General features: G+C 52.0%; 16 protein-coding genes and 1 pseudogene. 9 read left to right on the top strand and 8 right to left on the bottom strand.

Going from position 1 to position 17,211, the window contains the following annotated elements:
• The first annotated feature begins 48 nt into the window (after window positions 1-48).
• Complete coding sequence (locus tag NST43_RS18475; protein WP_339225464.1) at window positions 49-756, top strand: response regulator transcription factor; 708 nt, start codon at window positions 49-51, stop codon at window positions 754-756.
• 29 nt (window positions 757-785) lie between these two features.
• Entirely contained in the window at window positions 786-2,168 is a 1,383-nt protein-coding gene (locus NST43_RS18470; RefSeq protein WP_339218576.1) for a HAMP domain-containing sensor histidine kinase, read from the top strand.
• Here NST43_RS18470 and NST43_RS18465 read toward each other — a convergent pair.
• The gene (locus NST43_RS18465) at window positions 2,165-3,202 is read right to left on the bottom strand and encodes an asparaginase (protein ID WP_339218574.1); all 1,038 of its coding nucleotides are present in this window, start codon (window positions 3,200-3,202) and stop codon (window positions 2,165-2,167) included. The two genes, NST43_RS18470 and NST43_RS18465, sit on opposite strands and share 4 nt — an antisense overlap.
• Window positions 3,203-3,340: 138 nt before the next feature.
• Between NST43_RS18465 and NST43_RS18460 the strand changes: the two genes are divergently transcribed.
• The gene (locus NST43_RS18460) at window positions 3,341-4,171 is read left to right on the top strand and encodes a GNAT family N-acetyltransferase (protein WP_339218572.1); all 831 of its coding nucleotides are present in this window, start codon (window positions 3,341-3,343) and stop codon (window positions 4,169-4,171) included.
• A gap of 64 nt (window positions 4,172-4,235) precedes the next feature.
• Here NST43_RS18460 and NST43_RS18455 read toward each other — a convergent pair whose 3' ends face one another.
• Both NST43_RS18455 and NST43_RS18450 read right to left on the bottom strand, forming a co-directional pair.
• Complete coding sequence (locus NST43_RS18455) at window positions 4,236-4,991, bottom strand: PIG-L deacetylase family protein (protein ID WP_339218570.1); 756 nt, start codon at window positions 4,989-4,991, stop codon at window positions 4,236-4,238.
• Between the two features lie 371 nt (window positions 4,992-5,362).
• Window positions 5,363-6,700, bottom strand: a complete 1,338-nt coding sequence (locus NST43_RS18450) for a glycoside-pentoside-hexuronide (GPH):cation symporter (RefSeq protein ID WP_339218569.1) — start codon at window positions 6,698-6,700, stop codon at window positions 5,363-5,365.
• Between the two features lie 312 nt (window positions 6,701-7,012).
• On the opposite strand from NST43_RS18450, the gene NST43_RS18445 reads away from it, so the two are divergent.
• The 3 genes from NST43_RS18445 to NST43_RS18435 are packed head-to-tail and all read left to right on the top strand — an operon-like array spanning window position 7,013 to window position 11,060.
• Complete coding sequence (locus tag NST43_RS18445) at window positions 7,013-8,602, top strand: methyl-accepting chemotaxis protein (protein ID WP_339218567.1); 1,590 nt, start codon at window positions 7,013-7,015, stop codon at window positions 8,600-8,602.
• Between the two features lie 22 nt (window positions 8,603-8,624).
• A complete protein-coding gene (locus tag NST43_RS18440) occupies window positions 8,625-9,050 on the top strand; it encodes a chemotaxis protein CheW (RefSeq protein ID WP_209992636.1) in 426 nt (141 codons plus the stop codon).
• Between the two features lie 15 nt (window positions 9,051-9,065).
• Window positions 9,066-11,060, top strand: coding sequence for a chemotaxis protein CheA (locus tag NST43_RS18435; RefSeq protein WP_339218565.1), 1,995 nt, complete (start codon window positions 9,066-9,068; stop codon window positions 11,058-11,060).
• A 103-nt stretch (window positions 11,061-11,163) separates the two neighbouring features.
• Here NST43_RS18435 and NST43_RS18430 read toward each other — a convergent pair whose 3' ends face one another.
• Complete coding sequence (locus NST43_RS18430; RefSeq protein WP_209992635.1) at window positions 11,164-11,532, bottom strand: hypothetical protein; 369 nt, start codon at window positions 11,530-11,532, stop codon at window positions 11,164-11,166.
• Between the two features lie 167 nt (window positions 11,533-11,699).
• On the opposite strand from NST43_RS18430, the gene NST43_RS18425 reads away from it, so the two are divergent.
• Together NST43_RS18425 and NST43_RS18420 are read left to right on the top strand one after the other, a co-directional pair.
• Entirely contained in the window at window positions 11,700-12,458 is a 759-nt protein-coding gene (locus tag NST43_RS18425; RefSeq protein WP_339218563.1) for a CPBP family intramembrane glutamic endopeptidase, read from the top strand.
• 379 nt (window positions 12,459-12,837) lie between these two features.
• Window positions 12,838-13,023 (top strand): hypothetical protein, encoded by a 186-nt coding sequence (locus NST43_RS18420; protein ID WP_339218561.1) that lies wholly within the window; start codon window positions 12,838-12,840, stop codon window positions 13,021-13,023.
• A 309-nt stretch (window positions 13,024-13,332) separates the two neighbouring features.
• Here the strand turns inward: NST43_RS18420 and NST43_RS18415 are convergent, their stop codons facing one another.
• The 4 genes from NST43_RS18415 to NST43_RS18400 form a co-directional block, all read right to left on the bottom strand.
• A complete protein-coding gene (locus tag NST43_RS18415; protein WP_339218559.1) occupies window positions 13,333-14,280 on the bottom strand; it encodes a serine hydrolase in 948 nt (315 codons plus the stop codon).
• Window positions 14,281-14,602: 322 nt separating this feature from the next.
• Window positions 14,603-14,938 (bottom strand): hypothetical protein, encoded by a 336-nt coding sequence (locus NST43_RS18410; RefSeq protein ID WP_339218558.1) that lies wholly within the window; start codon window positions 14,936-14,938, stop codon window positions 14,603-14,605.
• A gap of 179 nt (window positions 14,939-15,117) precedes the next feature.
• The gene (locus NST43_RS18405) at window positions 15,118-16,113 is read right to left on the bottom strand and encodes an anti sigma factor C-terminal domain-containing protein (RefSeq protein WP_339218557.1); all 996 of its coding nucleotides are present in this window, start codon (window positions 16,111-16,113) and stop codon (window positions 15,118-15,120) included.
• Window positions 16,114-16,608 (bottom strand): sigma-70 family RNA polymerase sigma factor, encoded by a 495-nt coding sequence (locus NST43_RS18400; protein WP_339218555.1) that lies wholly within the window; start codon window positions 16,606-16,608, stop codon window positions 16,114-16,116.
• Between the two features lie 163 nt (window positions 16,609-16,771).
• Here NST43_RS18400 and NST43_RS18395 point away from each other — a divergent pair.
• Window positions 16,772-17,132: pseudogene (locus tag NST43_RS18395) on the top strand (GNAT family protein).
• The last annotated feature ends 79 nt before the right edge of the window (window positions 17,133-17,211 follow it).

The raw sequence follows: 17,211 nt of genomic DNA, 5'->3' as shown, positions 1-17,211 counted from the left end.
TCTGCCGCTTGCTATAATGGTGAAGAGAAAATCACGGAGGGTACCTCGATGAACAATCAAACGGTCATTGCCGTTGTGGACGATGACGAGAATATACGCAATCTGGTGGAAGCTTATTTACATAAAGAGAATTACCGGACGATTGGCCTTGGAAGTGCCGAAGAGGCGTGGGATTTATGGAAGAATGATCCTCCCGGCATGTGGGTGCTCGATATTATGCTTCCGGGAATGGACGGCTATGAGCTGTGCAGGCGTATCCGTGATGAAGCGGAGGTGCCGATCATTATGATCTCTGCTAAAGATAGTGAAGTGGATAAAATCCTGGGTCTGGAGCTTGGGAGCGACGATTATCTGGTCAAGCCCTTCAGTCCCCGTGAGCTGGTAGCCCGGATCAACCGCCAGTTGAAAAGGTGGGAACGTCTTCACCCCTCCCAGTCTGCTGCTGTTCTGCCTGCTGTGCATACAGGGATAGAGCTGGGCAGTCTGCTGCTGCATCCTGAGGAGAGAAGATCCTTCTGGCGGGGAGCTGAAGTGGAGCTGACCAGCAAGGAGTTCCTGATGCTGATGGTCTTTGCGGGAAGTCCGAACCGGGCCTTTACGCGCGAAGAGCTGCTGGGCCATGTCTGGGGAGAGGATTATTTCGGCAGCGACCGCGCTGTCGACCATCTGATCAAGCGCATCCGCAAAAAAATGGACGGCCTGCCGCTGGAATCGGTCTGGGGACACGGCTACCGTATGAGAGAGGTGCAGAAATGAAGAGTATGGCGGAAAGGCTAAACCAGCGGATGAAAAAGCTGAAGCTGGTGCATCAGATCAACTTTGCTTTTGGGCTGTCTCTGCTGCTGGTCCTGTCTATCACGGGAGTGATGATCCATTATGTGCTGATGGACCATTTCATTGGCAAGGAGCAAGAGGGATTAAGGACGCTTGGCGCTTCCCTTACAGCGAGTCTGCAGCGGGCTCCATTCACGGAAGGAGGGGCATTCACAGTGGGAAAAAGCGAGCCGCTTACGGCTCCATATCCTACGCTCTACAGCGGAGTACAGGCCATCGTGAGCGACCAGCAGGGGAATGTGGTCTCGGGAAGTATCCCGGCCCTGCCCGTGCAGTCCGGAGTAACAGTGGATATCACAGCTATAGAGCAGGGGAGCCTGCAGAGCTTATGGGACGGCAATGATCCGCGTTATCTGGTGCAAGTCAACACGCTCCCCCAAGGCAAACTCACCCTGCTAACGCCTGTCAGCAGAATCAAGGTCATCGAGCAGTCGCTGCTGAAGCGGCTGATCCTTGTCTTTGCTGCGGGAGCGGCAGCGATGCTCCTGTTCAGCCTGTTCATTACGCGGAAGCTGATTGATCCGCTGATCAGCCTGCGTCAGGAGCTCCACAAAGTGAAAAGCCGCCGGTTTGCCGAGGTGAATCTGATCCGGGCGGGAGGTGAAATCGGTTCTGTCGCCAGGGCGGTATACGAGATGGCCGGTGAGCTGCACCGGTTCAACCGGGTGCAGAAGCAGTTTTTCCAGAATGCCTCGCATGAGCTGAAGTCTCCGCTGATGTCGATAGCCGGTTATGCGGAGGGCATTAGGGACGGGATATTTGAAGGAGAGGGCGTCCGTAAAGGACTGGATATTATTCTGAGTGAAAGCGGGCGTTTACGTGATCTGGTCAGCGAAATGACCCTTCTGGCGAAGCTGGACAGTGAAGAGGATATTTACCAGGCTGAGGATACGGATCTGGAGGAGCTGCTGAGCGAGGCGGTGGAGCGGGTCAATCCGCTACTGGCGGCAAGGAAGCTGCTGTCGCTACATCCGGCAGTCTCCGGGGACCATGGGGGGATGGTAAGAGCGGACCGGGATAAGCTGCTGCAAGCTCTGCTGAACGTATTATCCAATGCGGCCCGTTATGCCGAGAAGCGTATTGATGTAGAGGTGCATACAAGCAGGGGAAGGATTACATTAACGGTTGCTGACGATGGTCCGGGTATTGCGCAGGAGCTGCTGTCCAGTCTGTTTCACAGGTTCGTCAAAGGGAAAAATGGCGAATCCGGGCTGGGACTCGCCATCGCACGTGCTATTGTGGAACGCTGCGGCGGAGAGCTTAGTGCCCGGAACCGTCCGGAGGGCGGCGCAGTCTTCACCTTTGAGTTCCCACCATCTGCGGGTAACGTTTAATATTCGTTGAACATTGCGGCTATTTCATCGTAGCCGGTGGTTTGCGTCAGAGCCAGGGAGAGCAGGATTCTGGCTTTTTGCGGGACCAGGCTGTTGCACGGAATGGAATTGGCGGACAAATCAATGTAGGAATCCTTGAGTGTAATTCCGCTGGAAATCCGCGAGCAGCGGACAACAGGGATATTATTATTCTTCAGCTCGCCGACTTTATCAATCCACGGCTTGCTGTAGATGCCTCCGCCTGCACCGGCAATCACAATCCCCTTGGAGATCGTGGCCAGATAATCCAGAATCCCGGGATTGGCATCCACATGGAAATAAGCTACGGATACTTCCGGCAGCTCCTGCATAACAGATACATCGAACTGGGTTGCGGTGGTATGCCGCTTCAAGGTGCGCGTATAGAAGAAGGCATGGCTGTCACGCATATATCCCAGGCAGCCGAAATCGCGCTCATCGAAGGCGTTGGCCTTGAAGGTGTTCACCTTTTGTACATCCCGCCCGCTATAGATGCCCTCAGCAAACACAACCATCACGCCTTGGCCGGAAGCCTCGGGATTCGCCGCCAGTGCTACGGACTGATACAGATTCAGGGGTCCATCGGCACTGATTGCGGTAGCCGGGCGCATAGATCCGGTAATGATTACCGGCTTGTCGGTCTTAATCACCAGGTTCAGGAAGTAAGACGTCTCATCGAGGGTGTCGGTGCCGTGGGTGATGACGAATCCGTGCACATCCTCCCGTAGGGCAAGCGTGTTAATGTACGTTGCCAGGGTAAGCCAGTGTTCGCTGGTAATATCGGCGCTGCACAGATTACTGACCTGTACCCCGGCGCAATTCGCCAGCCGTTCCAGGTGCGGTACACTATCCAGCAGATCCTGCACGGGCAGGGCGCCGGGCTCGTAATTCAAGGTTTTATGAGCTTCGCCGCTGCCGGCAATGGTACCGCCGGTGGCGAGGATGACTACATTTTTGAGGCCGGGATTATAGTAAGGGGAAGCACTGAAATTCACTTCGGGAATAGTATTAATCATAGGTCGTTTCCTTTCAGGTTGAGCCAGGATTCAAGTCATTCGCATGACAATGAGTGTATTATAACATTCATTCCTCTATGGGTGACATAGTAAGGTATAATAAGTAGAAAATATATAATGGGAGGAGAGGAGATAAACATGCTGAAGCTAGACAGCCGGGATTACGCCCTTGCCTGGCCGCTGTTAAAGGAAGTCAAGATCAACACGCTGTTCGCTGAAGGAGTTCTGAGCGGGCAGACGACAGGCAGTGTGTATGTGGATTCTGTACATAACCCCCGCAGCTTCTATGTGGCTCATGAATACGGGATGTCGCTGGTCTATGGGGATTCGGGCAATGAGGAGTTTAACCGCAGCTTAGCTGACTATATTACGAACAAGACGGGGCACCGGCATTCAGCAGAATGGCTGCAGGCTGATCCCGCAGGGGGCTGGGACTCGCTGATTGAAGCTATGCTTACTGAGCATAATGCACGGCTTGATGCGGAGGATTCACGCAGAATGTACATACAGACCCGGGTGAATTTCACGTTCGACCCGGAGGTCTATAACCGTGCGAAGGCGCAAGGGTTCCGGCAGGATGCGGAGATTGTCCAGATGAACGGTGAAGGATTCGGCGAGCAGGAGGGTGCGGTCATTCCCCGGTATTTCTGGCGTGACGCGGAGCACTTCCTGGCTTCAGGCAAAGGATACACTTTATTGTGGGAGGGAGAGCAGGCCTCCAGTGCATTCTCGGCTTACCGGACAACGGATCAGCTGGAGATTGGAATTGAATCGGCACCGGGGCACCGGGGAAAGCATTTTGCCTTCTCAGTGTGCTGTAAGTTAATCGATTACTGTCTGGAGCAGGGACTGGAGCCGGTATGGGGCTGCCGTCTGGAGAATGTGGGCTCTTACAGACTTGCGCAGAAGCTGGGCTTCAAGCCGCTATTGAACATACCCTACTACCGTTTGTCCGAGCTTCCCGCTTAACAAAGAGCAGCACATCTCCCTATTGATGGGTGATTGCTGCTCTTTTGCATTACATGGGAAAGCCTCAAATCCGCCGTGCATCCACAAAGCAGTGCAGGTGCAGCGGTGACAACACCTTCAGGCCTTCCCCCAGCTCGAAGCCCCTGCCTTCGGCAAGCTGACGGCCTTGCTCGCGGAAATAGATCCGGTACATGGCCAGAATCTCCTCGTTGAATTGGCTGCGGTGCAGAGCCATAGCCTCGAACTTCTGCTCGAAGTGGGCGGTAATGTCTATTACCGTGTTCGGCTCGGAGGTGAAGTAGAACCCAATCGCCTGTGGCTGCCAGGGGCGGGTGCTTGTCCCCCTCGGATAGAGGGGGAGACCGGACGACAGAAGCGCCTGGGCGGCGGCTCTGCCTGTGACGATATGATCATAATGCGCTTCATAGCTCAGCCACGGATCAGGGCAGAAGATCACATCCGGCCGCACAGTACGGATGACCTCAGCAATCTCTCCCGCCAGCGCCGGAATATGCTCCAGTGTACCATCTCCATGGTCCAGTTGGTGGAACACCGTGGCTCCCAGCGACCGTCCGGCAGCTTCCAGTTCACGTGCACGGATCGCTGCGATCTCGGCGGAAGACACCTGCTCGTTCACCGCGCCCAAATCCCCGTTCGTGATCGTTAAATAATGTATCTCGCACCCCTTCTCCGCGAAGGAGGCGATAGTACCGCCGAGACCCACCTCATTGTCGTCCGGGTGCGGCTGAATACATAACAGCTTGCGGCAGTCTGATAGGTCGGGCGGCGCCATCAGTGCTGCTATTGTCGATACATCCATATTCCAAATACCTCCTTATTAATCTGTGGTAAGGGTACAGTTTGTCCCTCTCAAGGTTAGATGAAGAGAAATTACTCAACCAGGCCTGCTCCTTACGGACAGGAGAGTCGTTATTTACAAAAAGATAGCTTATTTCGTTGCTTTGCGGACTGAGTCGCCCTTATTTGCTCTATAATCAAGGTTACGGCGCGGAAAATCCGGCAATAATGGCCGTGGAGTCCGTAACTTGCTCCAATCGTAGCTTTTGGCAGAAATAAGCGCAACTGAGTCCGTTACACCCAGCCGCCCCCTGACCATGAACGATTCAATCAGGGAAAAGCATCTCCCCCCCATCATCTCTCCTCCATCCGCTACCATCCTCCCGCTAGCCTCTACAATGACCGGCTGTGATTCAGATCGCTCAGGATCTGCACCCGCTGCTTCTCCGTTATATTATAGAAGAGAATCGGCAGAATAGCGGCCAGGAAGCAGAGTGCGGGCAGCAGGAACATCACGAAGCTAAGGCCGTGCTGGAGTCTCGGCGTAGCCGGCTGATTCTCCACGTAGCTGAGCAGGCCGAGACTGGCTCCGATAATCATCCGCGACACTGCTCCGCTGAACTTGGTAATGAAGGTGTTCGTGGAGAACACAATGCCCTCGCCCCGGAAGCCCAGCTTCCATTCCGAATAATCAATCGTATCGAGCAGCATCGAAGTACTTACAATGGTAGTCATGCCGGAGAAGAAGAAGCTGACCGCGAAGAACACCAGCGTATTCAGCACGTTATGGTCACCCAGCAGGTAAGGCAGGATACAGGCGATGCTTCCCAGGATGCAGGAGACAATGAACACCTTCTTCTTGGAAAAGCGGCGCAACAGCGGCGGCGTAGCGATCATCCCCAGCAGCATACCGACCACCAGGGCGATTCCGACCTGTGTGGCATACCCCGCATCCCCCCAGACATAGACCACATAATAGAGCTGAATGCTCTGCCTGATGCCGTTCACCAGATTGATAATCAGCAGCGAGGCGAGCAGGGTAAGCAGCGGCTTGTTTTTGTACACCGTCTGCAGGTTGTGGCGGAACGAAATGGTCTCAGCGGAAGGAACCACCCGTTCTTTGGTGAGCATTCCGGTCAGGAAGATCGACAGCGCCGCAATGACCCCGATAATGATTGCTGAATACAGATAAGCCTCAGTAGTCCGTTCACCGCCGAAGGCGAGCAGAAGCTGGATTCCGCCAACGGTGATGACGACCGCGCCGAGCGTTCCGCCGATTTTGCCTAAAGTGACAAATAAGGTACGTTCACCCGGATCGGTGGAGACTACGGACGACAAGGCCCAAAGTGGTGTGTCACAGACCGTGTACAGCATTCCCCAGAGCAGATAGGATACGGTGGCAATCACCAGTGTCAGGATGGGAGATCCGCCGAAGTCCCAGAAGCAGACGATAGTCGCCAGCGCGATAAGGAACGGGGCAAACAGCAGATAAGGCCGAAATTTGCCCCATCTGGAGCGTGTTTTGTCGGTAATCATGCCCATAAGCGGGTCAAGACAAGCATCCACAATGCTCGCCACCACTAGAATGACACTGGCTGTAGTAGCCGGAATCCCCAGCAGATCCGTATAGAAGAACAATATGTACATCGACATGAAGCTGTACAGCATATTCTGGCCCAGCAGACCGCCTGTGAACACCAGTTTTTCGGCCACAGGTACTTTTGTTGACATGGCAGGCCTCTTTTCGCTAAGGATAATAACGGATGGATTGAATCCATTGCTAATTATGTTTATTTATAACTTAATTCTATGTTCTGTCAAGCAGAATCTGGCTGCTGCTGTAAAGCGGCGAATGTGCGTATTGATGAAGGGGAGAATTTCACTTGAGTCAATGAAATAAATATGCAAATTCAGAATTGTGATATTAATATATTCACATAAAATGTCGAAATATAGCTAAAGATGTCCCGTCGGCTGATGGGGGAGTGTAAGAATAACGCCGACCAGAAGGACGCTAAGATGTTAACTACAGGGGGAAGCCACATGAAATGGTTCGGAAACTTGAAAACAGCCACAAAAATTGTCTCTGCTTTTCTGATTGTCTCTTTAATACTGGCTGGACTTGGAGTCTACTCGGTCTTATCCCTGCGCAGCAGCAACCAGAATATGAAGGAGATGTACAGCAATAACCTGATCTCTGTCAGAGATCTGTCCGCTGCCGAGATCAGCTATCAGCTTAACCGGGTCTATACGCGGGATATGAGCAACACCACGGATGCCGTCAAGATTGCCGATTATGGGGACAAGATTGCGTCTGGCCGTCAGGATATTGTACAGAAGATGGAAAACTACCGGCCGCTTGCGACTACAGTACGGGAGCAAGAGCTGCTGGCTGCTTTTGACAAAGAATATGAAATCTATGAAAAGATGTTTGATGAGGCGCTGGTTCTGGCGGGTCAGGATGATGTAGCGGCATTTAATACCTTTCTGACCACAAAGCTGGGCGTACAGGGGGAGAAGGTGCTCAGTAATATGGATGGTCTGATCAAGGCGAATGTTGAACTGGCGGAGGAAGCGAACAACCATTCACAGTCAGCCTATTCTTCAGCGTTCACCCTTACGATATCAGTGGTCATAGCGGCTGTCATCCTCAGTATTATCATTGGTTATCTGATCGCAAGGTCGATCTCCAGACCTCTGATGAAGATGCTATATGTGACCACCGAGGTGGCTAATGGCAACCTGACGATACAATCGGATATTAGCACTAAGGATGAGGTAGGACAGCTGGCGGCGGCACTCAACCGGATGGTGGATAACCTGAAGGAATTGATCAACGGAATTGTGATGAACTCGCAGAGCGTAGCCGCCTCTTCCGAACAGATCTCAGCAAGCACCCAGGAGATTGCCGGGACCAGTACGAACCAGTCGGCAGCCGCTACCAATATTACCGAGCTGTTCAAAGAGCTGTCGCTGGCGATTGACTCGGTGGCCTCCAGTGCAGAGGAAGCGGCAGAGCTCTCCAATGAGACTGTACGCACAGCCCGGGAAGGCGGATATGTGGTGGAGACTTCGCTGCAGGGGATGCAGACGGTCAATCAGCAGATGAAGCAACTGGAAGACGACTCCAGCAAAATCGGAGATATCATCGAGGTCATCGACGATATTGCCGAGCAGACCAATCTCCTGGCCCTGAATGCAGCGATTGAGGCTGCGCGTGCCGGAGAACAAGGCCGAGGCTTCGCGGTGGTGGCGGATGAGGTCCGTAAGCTGGCCGAGCGCAGCAGCGATGCCACGAAGGAGATTACGAAGATCATCAAGGTGATGCAGGAGAATACGAAGCAGAGCGTCCGGGCGGTAGCGGAGAGTGTGGAGCAGTCTTCGATGACCAGCCAGGCTTTTGAACAAATTATAAGTATGGTGAACAATTCTTCGCTTAAGGTTAATGAGATTGCTGCGGCCTGCGAAGAGGAATCCGCCCAGGCTGCTGAGGTGATGAGCTCGGTTCAATCCATTGCCGCCTCCAGCGAGGAGTCTGCAGCGGCTTCTGAGGAGACGGCAGCTACCTGCCAGGCTCTGGCTCTGTTATCTGAGGACTTAGCCCAGTCGGCAGCCGCCTTCAAGACTCATTAATCCTACAGACTGAGGTGAAGTTATGTCATCCTTACAGAAGGAACAATATATCGAGCTTGCTGTAGGAGCCGAGACCTGTGCCATCCGTATTGAAGAAATTCATGAGATTATCAAAATGCTCAGCATTACAGATATCCCCTTCAGCCGGAATGAAGTGAAGGGCGTAGTCAATCTGCGCGGGAAAGTGGTCTGTGTAATGAGCCTGCGCAATCTGCTCGGCATGGCTGATGAGCCATACACCCGGAATACAAGAATTATTGTTGTCAACTACCGGCAGGAATTCGTCGGACTCATTGTGGACAAGGTGAACAAAGTGACTACGTATACCGAAATTCATCCCCCCACAGGCGGACATAGCCGGGGACGTGATGCGGTGTTCCACGGAGTGGGTCAACGGGATGATCAGCTGGTTGGTATTTTGAAGCTCGAAGAAATATTGGGCGGGTGAAAAGGGGAACAAGCAATGATGATGGAACTGTCTGCCTACCGCGATATATTTATAGAAGAGCTGAATGAGCAGTTGGAGCGGATCGACCAGTCGCTGCTCGCTCTGGAGCATGCTCCCACCGCGGAGCTGATTCAGACGATATTCCGGGCAGCCCATACGATCAAAGGCTCGGCATCGACGATGGGCTTCCGCGAGATGAGCGATCTCACGCATGAGGTGGAATATGCGCTGGAATGGGTGAGGGAGAAGAAGCCGGAGATTACCGGCATTCTGATCGACACGCTTTTCCGGGCGCTGGACGCCATGAAGCTGCTGCGCAGCCAATATGTCAGCGGCGGGGAATTCACAGATTGCAGCGCAGTGGTTGCGGAGATCAAGGCATTGATTAATAAGCCGGCCGAAGCGCAGCCGGTCCGGCTTCCGGTCTTAGATGCAGCGGAGCGGCTACAGGCGGAAGAGGCCGTGGCAGCGGGCTATTCGCTGCTGGCCCTTGTAGTTACCCTGAGAGAGGACTGCCAGATGAAGGCGGCCCGGCATTATATCCTTTTGCAGCGTATAGAAGAGGTCTGCGGGCCAGTGATCGCTACTGCATTAGCACCGTCGCCAGCGCCTGGAGCCGATGAAGATGTACGCTACAGCCAGTTTGCTGTAGTGGCAGCGTCTCCACGCGAGATCCGGCAGGTGTCCGAGCAGCTGGCAGGGGAGACAGATGTCGAGAGTATTGTCATTACACCGTTCGTGCCCGAACCTGCTGCCGGTACTGACATCCAGACCACGTCAGTACCGGTGCTGACAGAATCTTCGTCCTCTACTCCGGGCAAGGGCAAGTCCCATGAGGTACAGTCAACGGTCCGGGTGAGTGTAGAGCGGCTGGACCATTTAATGAACCTGGTGGGAGAGCTGCTGATCGAGCAGACCTCTCTGGCCGATCTGAGCACTGCGGGACAACGGAATGATCCTGCAAAGGTTCTGCCTGATATCGGCTCCATATCAGATCATATGGGCGGGATTATCAAAGAGCTTCAGGAAGGGGTCATGAAGACCCGGATGCTGCCGATGGATCAGCTGTTTAACCGTTTTCCGCGGCTGGTCAGGGATTTGGCCCAGAAGCTGGGCAAGGATATTGAACTGCAGATTCAGGGAGGCGAGACCGAGCTGGACCGGATGATCATAGAAGAGCTGAGTGATCCGCTAATCCATCTGATCCGCAACAGCGCCGATCACGGCATTGAGAGCCCGGAGGTACGGGTGCAGCAGGGCAAAGCTCCGAAGGGCAGGATTACGCTTACTTCTTTTCATGAGGAGAATCAGGTGGTAATTCGTCTGGAGGATGATGGACAGGGCATCGATGCCGCCCGAATTACAGCCTCTGCGCTCAGTAAAGGCATCATCACAGAAGAGCAGGCAGGGTACTTAACCGCGCAGGAAGCCGTCAGCCTGATCTTCGAGCCGGGCTTCTCCACGGCCTCCGAAGTCAGCGAAGTGTCAGGGCGGGGTGTGGGAATGGACATCGTCCGCAGTCAGATCGGACGTCTCAACGGAATCATAGATATCCAGACCGAGCCGGGGGCAGGCACTCTGTTCACGATCCGCCTGCCGCTTACACTCGCTATTATCAAGGGGCTGCTGGTTAATGTATCCGGGCGTGTGCTGATCCTCCCGATGTATAATGTGGCCGAGATTGTGCGGATCTCCCCCGAAGAGATTCAGGTCGTTCAAGGGGAGCAGGCGATCATCAACCACGGGCGGATTGTTCCGCTCTCCTGGCTCAGAGACAAACTGCATTATCCGCGCACAGAGCGCCGCTCCAAGACAATACCGCTCGTGATTGTAAGGTCTGTTGACCGGATCGCTGCCTTTGCAGTCGATGAGATCATCGGCAATCAGGAGGTAGTCATCAAGTCCTTGGGCGCGTATCTGGGGACGATGAACCATCTGTCCGGGGCAACGATCCTGGGCAATGGCCGGGTCGCCCTTATTTTGGATGCCTCCTATCTTGTTAGCCATTGATTACATCTCGTTGCCGCAGGCTAGGCCAAAAAACCGGAAAAGTCGCAGCAGTCTGCGGCCCTTCCGGTTTTTTGGGTTTTAGTCGAAGGTGAGAGAGAGAGGTCTACTTCCAGTTTCTCAAAGACCTTGGGCTCTTGAACTGCAGCTCAATGGCCTGCTGGTTCAAATGAAGCTCAGCCATATACGCCTTGATCTTAACCTGAAGCGTATGCAGCATTTCGGTATGCATATCATCTATACGGTCCTCGTTACAGAACGCTGAACAAGCCAGATAGCCGTCTGTATAGGATTTGGTGTCATCCACTACCGTATTCAGTTTTTCTTTGTAGATCCGTTTTACCGGTCCGCTCTCCGGCTTGATCTCGTAATAGCGGTTCGTTTCCACCAGCAGACGCCAATGATTAACCTCAAGGCCATAGGTATCCTTTTCCAGCTGCACGGTCACTTTGAAAATTTTGATAGGACTGTTCATGTTGTTGTTCCATTCTCATTGCGGGATTCAGAGATTATAGCATGTACAGACCACATTGCCCACTGGAAGATTATATAGATATCGTATAATTTGGCATCATAACATACAATTAATCCATTATTGTCCTGAAGCGGCAATACGTTAGCCTACTATAAAGGAGATCTGAAATGAAAAACACTGCTGCACAAGGACGCCCGCTCGTTTACTCGCTGGTATGGGGAGTGGTCCTGACCCTGGTTGTATCCGTTGCTTCCGCTGTAGCCACGATTATGGAGTTCGGCGACATGGGGATACGGAATGCCCAAGCCTGCGCCTTCCTGGTTATGGGTATTATTGTAACCCTCTATATGAAAAGAAAGGATTCCTCGCTCGTCAGCTTTGGCTTCCGCAAGCTGGAGAGCAAGCCGTCCAGAGCGGTGCTGTTCTACATCCCGCTCCTCCTTATTGCGGTTGCCCAACCGCTGATGAATGGAATCAACGTAGAGCTTGGGGCGCCTGAAGTGATCAGCATCATCGTTATGACGCTGCTGGTGGGCTACACCGAGGAGGCTATTTTTAGAGGAGTGATCTGGAATTATCTGAGATTCAAAGGACCGTTCTTCTATATTGTATTCTCGTCCATCTTCTTTGGGGTTCTGCATATGGCTAACGCCTTTGGCGGAAATGATCTTATACATACGCTTCTCCAGGTTATCAATGCGCTGCTGCTGGGCTGTGTGCTCGCTTTGCTGATAGAGACAGGCCGAAATATTGTTCCGCTGATCGCGTTCCACTTTATTTACGATGCACTGGCCATGGTCAGCATTGAGAATCTGGAGCGTGAGGTACTAATCGTCTCTATTCTTAATATTCTGTATCTCGTCTATGGAATTTATCTGCTCATGGTATTAATCCGTAAGCACAGAAATAATAGTCTCAACCTATAGACACACCGGCCAGTCTGGGGTAGAAATCTTCAGTCTGGCCGATATTTTTCCGGCGAAATGATAGCGCATACAATAAATTAAGCAGCTAACGGGAGTAAATAATCCGTAAACGAAGCAATTTTTAGAGATAGGCACTTTATTTGCAATCCTCCTGAAATATCGCAGATTCTGCGGGGATATGCAGGTTTTTGAAAGTTTAAATTTAAGTATATCTCAGGTATAATGTAGACATCACCACAGGAACCACAGCAACAAGAGCCCCAAGCATTACAAGTGGTACCGCAGGTGATGGTCTCATTCCTAAATTTAGCAATGAATGAAGGAAAGGAGAGAGCCCCGATGTACTAGCGTTAGCGAAGCATGCCGGAATCGGCTGCTGATGAAGAAGGTGGATGATAACATCTTCTGGCAGATCGTGGGTATGCGGGAACCCAAGGAGCAAATCTTTAAATTTGGAAGAAGAACGAAGCTAATTATTGAAGCAAGAGAAGGTTCTTGCGGAAGAAAGAGCGTGATTCCAATGAAAAAGGTTAGCGAAGCGTACAACTGCGATTCATCACAGTAGGGAAAACGTCCGTGAAAACGTTTTTCGTGAAATCGTGTACGCGGGAATCCACCCCATATGCATGACATGGAGCAACACTCCGAAATGGAGCGAACGGGCAACACGGAAGCATGAAGGAAACATGAAATTGAGAACAATCACCATGTCAGGGATATGGCTTTTGTTACTTGGAGGAAATGATTGAATTGAATAGCGTAATCTACACATGAATCCCCGGGCCTTAAGCAATCAGGCAGCGGGGATTTGTGCGTATGTACATAATGGCCCCCCGGGACTTGCCCGGGAGTCCCACATCAATCAGGCACAAGCTTAAATAGATCCCAGTAAAGGTACGATATAGTCACGGAACACATCTGCCGGAGGATTATTCTTCCCGCGCTTGTTATCCTGGGTCAGCACAGTGACAAGCTGAAGCTCCGGCACTACATATATGAATTGTCCGGCATACCCGCGGGCGTAATAGTAGTCTACCAAACTGGATTCTCCGGCTGCTGAGCTGCAGGACAGGGCATCTGTCCACCAATGCCAGCCATACCCTCCGTGGCGGGGAGGCTCCGTGTGCATGACTGGCTGTACCGAACGTGCAGTCCATCTGCCGGAGATGATCTGCGAATCCTTCCATACTCCCTGCTGCAAATAGAGCTGTCCGAAATCCAGCAGGTCCACTGGCCGCAGCTTCAGCCCGAAGCCGCCGGTATGGATACCCTGGGGGTCCGATTCCCAGTCATAGTCCCGGATGCCGAGCGGCCCGAAGAGAACTTGTTCGGCATAGCTGGCTGTACTCTGTCCTGTGGCTTGTACCAGAATGGAAGACAGCAATTGCGAGATTCCTGAATTGTATTCCATCCGGGTGCCCGGCTCATCCGCCAGCGGTTGCTCCAGCACATAATTCACCCAGTGTGGGGTGCGGGTCATCTTCGGGAAGGAGTTGGCACCGCCGAACTCGTTCCAGCGGAAGCCAGCGGACATCGTTAGCAACTGTTCGAGCGTAATGTCCTGCTTGCGCGGATCTGCATCGCGCCGGATCTGCGGGAAGAAATCGCGGAGCGGCGCCGCAGGGCCGGGAAGCCGACCTTGGTCCATGGCGATGCAGATTAGCGCGGAGAGTATGCTTTTAGTACAGGAATTGATCTTCGCCAGCTCGGAGGCCGTCTGCTGATCCCGGTAATGCTCGAAGATCAGCTTGCCTTGCTGCTGAATCAGACAGCTTCGCAGCTTCAGCGGCGCAAGCGAGGCCGATAGTGTGGACAAGTTCATAGAGGAATTATCCTTTCGGTAATATACACGGCCACCGCGTGGGCGGTGGCCGTGCGGTTCTTGTAGAGTATCAGATTTAATTCTGTGAATAGGGTTGAATCCCGGAGATTCCGAACCACGGAACTATACCGCCCGGCCGAGATTGCTCCTAATGGACCTGAGAGACCCTATTCCCCGGAAAACACCACGTTTTGCGGTTTAACGGACCGAGTGGACCTTATCGTCTCTCTACGAGAGGTTTAAGAGTAGAAATTCCAAGAATAAGCTCCATGGGGTCCGTTCCTTTGCCCAAGGGGTGACTTTTACTCGGATTACGTGCGCCTCAGTCCGTTACGCCTTGCCAAACGCCCGAATGAACAACTCCAGCTTCATCATATAAGTACACGATCTGCCTAGTATCGGCTATACTCTTCAGGAACTCCGGGGCTATATCCGTATCGACTATTATCGGCTTGCTGTTACCCATCTGCAGCAGCTCCAGCAGGATGAATTCGATGCTTTCCTCCGCCGCAGAGACCAGCCACTGATTCCTGTCGTTGCCTTGACCGAGGAAATACCATTCCCAGTCTACGAAATACCTTAGAATAGCCGGATGGTCCTGCGGATTAGCCAGCTGTTTATATTCAAACGTATGCTCATCGGAAGAATAGAAATTCATTCCCCCTGTAAATGATTAGTTAACAGTAGGGGGATACTCTGATTCTGTTTGCATGAAATGTCCAGGTTGCCGGCATCTGCATACACCACCTTTGATGGATTTCCCTGTATTATCTCAATCTAATGCAAGGATGTCCAATTCATGCTTCGCCTTGACTAGAGATCTCTATTAGCCGCAGCTTAGTTAGGAAGCACTATTGCATTAGAGACGACACCGAAGGTGGAGCCTTTAATATAAGCCTGATTCTGCAGAGCTTCCAGCTGTCTGGCGGTTCCGGTTACAACTACACCAATGATTGTGATATCGCCTGGTTCCAGAATATCATTATCACCGGCCAGGCTCTCATGGACTTGATCTGCTTCCCAGGTGAAGTTCTTGCCCTGCTTCCGCAGCTGTTCGACACTGTTAATGAAGGAGTCTACACCGCCGTAGGGAGCAAACTGCTCTCCATGGAATCCGTAGATGATCATCGAATCGGCTGCGATGGTCTGGCGCGTTTCTTTCAGGTATTTTTTATAAGAGGGAGTATAGGCATCCGCCCAGAACCAGACAGGCTGTACCCCGGCAGGCAGAAGCTTCTGCGTCTCATCCAGCGTATAGGCATGGTCAAAAGACAAGGCGAGCTCCACCAAAGTATCGTCTCCGAGCTGCTTCAGCAGACGGATGCTGTCCTCATACGAATCATACTGGATCTCAGGATGATAAAAGACCATTTCCCGGTCACCAGTAGCAGAGTTGTAACGGGGATAAGAGGAGGAAGGGCGCAGCTTTTCCGGCGGCGAAATTGCTCCAGATGCGCCGTATCTTCCGGTGGAGCGGCCCCATAAATTATAGGATTCCTCGATGGTCTCCCAAATATAAGGTTTATTTCCTAGCCATTTGTAAGTCTGGTTGTAGGTTTCGCCTCCAAAGCTATCCAATTTCAACGACTGGTTGCTGAGATGAACATTAGGGGCGCTGATCTCGTTTTTCCAGAGAATTTCAGATTGTACCTTGTCTCCCTGGTTCAGTCTCAAGTGGTAGAGGCCATACCAGATAACGGCAAGTATAACCGGGGTCACAACTACAATGATTCCAATGGTTTTCAGGGTGGAACGGAGTCTGGCTTTTCTGATGAGCTGCTGAGTCTTTTTCCCTCCGAGAATAAACGGGTCCTGCTCCTGATTCTGTTCCATTTAAATGCCCTCCTTATAATGTTTGATGAATTTGTTTTTGGCGCGTGTGACATGTGTCTTGAGCGTATTCTCATTCATACCGTAGAGGGAGGAGAGCTCCTTGTAGGTCAGATTCAACTCATATTTGAGGATTAGCAGCTCCTGATGCTGCTCAGAGAGCAGAGCCAGTGTGTCGCGGATCGTCTGTGCGGTTTCCCTCCTCAGCAGCTGGATCTCCGGCAGATGGGTCAAGGAAAGAAGCTGAATATCGTCAGCATCAACCGTAGGATGGCGTTTGTCTTTTCGCTTAAGGTCATAGAACTGATTCGTCGCGACACGGAACATCCAGCCCATAACCTGCTTGGAGCCGATCCCGTCCTGATAGACCAGATATTTGTAACAAGTGTCCTGAACGATATCTTCAGCGTCCTCGCGGGCAAGTCCGCGTTTCCTCAAGTACCGGTATAGCAAAGTTCCCGCTTGCTGCAGAAAGTGATCAATGGTTTCTTTGGCCATGTCTTGCCCCCTTCCCCTATACAACGCTAAGCTCCGTGAAAAGTTTACAGTAGCCTGTACATTCTGTATTCCTTAATTAAAATTGTTCAATACCGGCAACCGCTTCAGCACTTCAGTTAATATAATATCAGTATGTGAAATATTAGCTGGACGGAGGGTATCAATGGTTCAGGATCATGAATTGCTGATTCGGCCAATAGCTGAAGGCGATCTGCCCAGGCTGTGGGAACTTGTGTATAAAGAGGAAGCGCCGGAATGGAAGAAATGGGATGCGCCTTATTATGAACATAAGCGTATCTCTTGGGAAGAGTATGTGGATCGGTCATTTATTTACTAGCCTTCCGCTAGTCCGTGTCGGCTACACCACCTGGTCCGGCAATGAGCGCATGATGAAAGCAGGAATGAAGCTGGGCATGACGATGGAGGCCAGGCTGAGAAAATGCCGCTATTATAACGGAATATTCTATGATTCTATCCGGATCGGGCTGCTTAGAGAGGAGTGGGAGGATACGTTGAGAGAGTAAATATGAATGTTTGTGAAAAAAGACACAAATTCGTGAAAATTATCACGTTGTATTCATAAAATTTTAATATATAATAAAG

This window comes from Paenibacillus sp. FSL H8-0332, from assembly GCF_037963835.1.
GTDB lineage: Bacteria > Bacillota > Bacilli > Paenibacillales > Paenibacillaceae > Paenibacillus_AQ > Paenibacillus_AQ rhizoplanae.
Note: the sequence above shows the minus strand (reverse complement) of the source record. Positions and strands in the feature narration are given on the sequence as shown.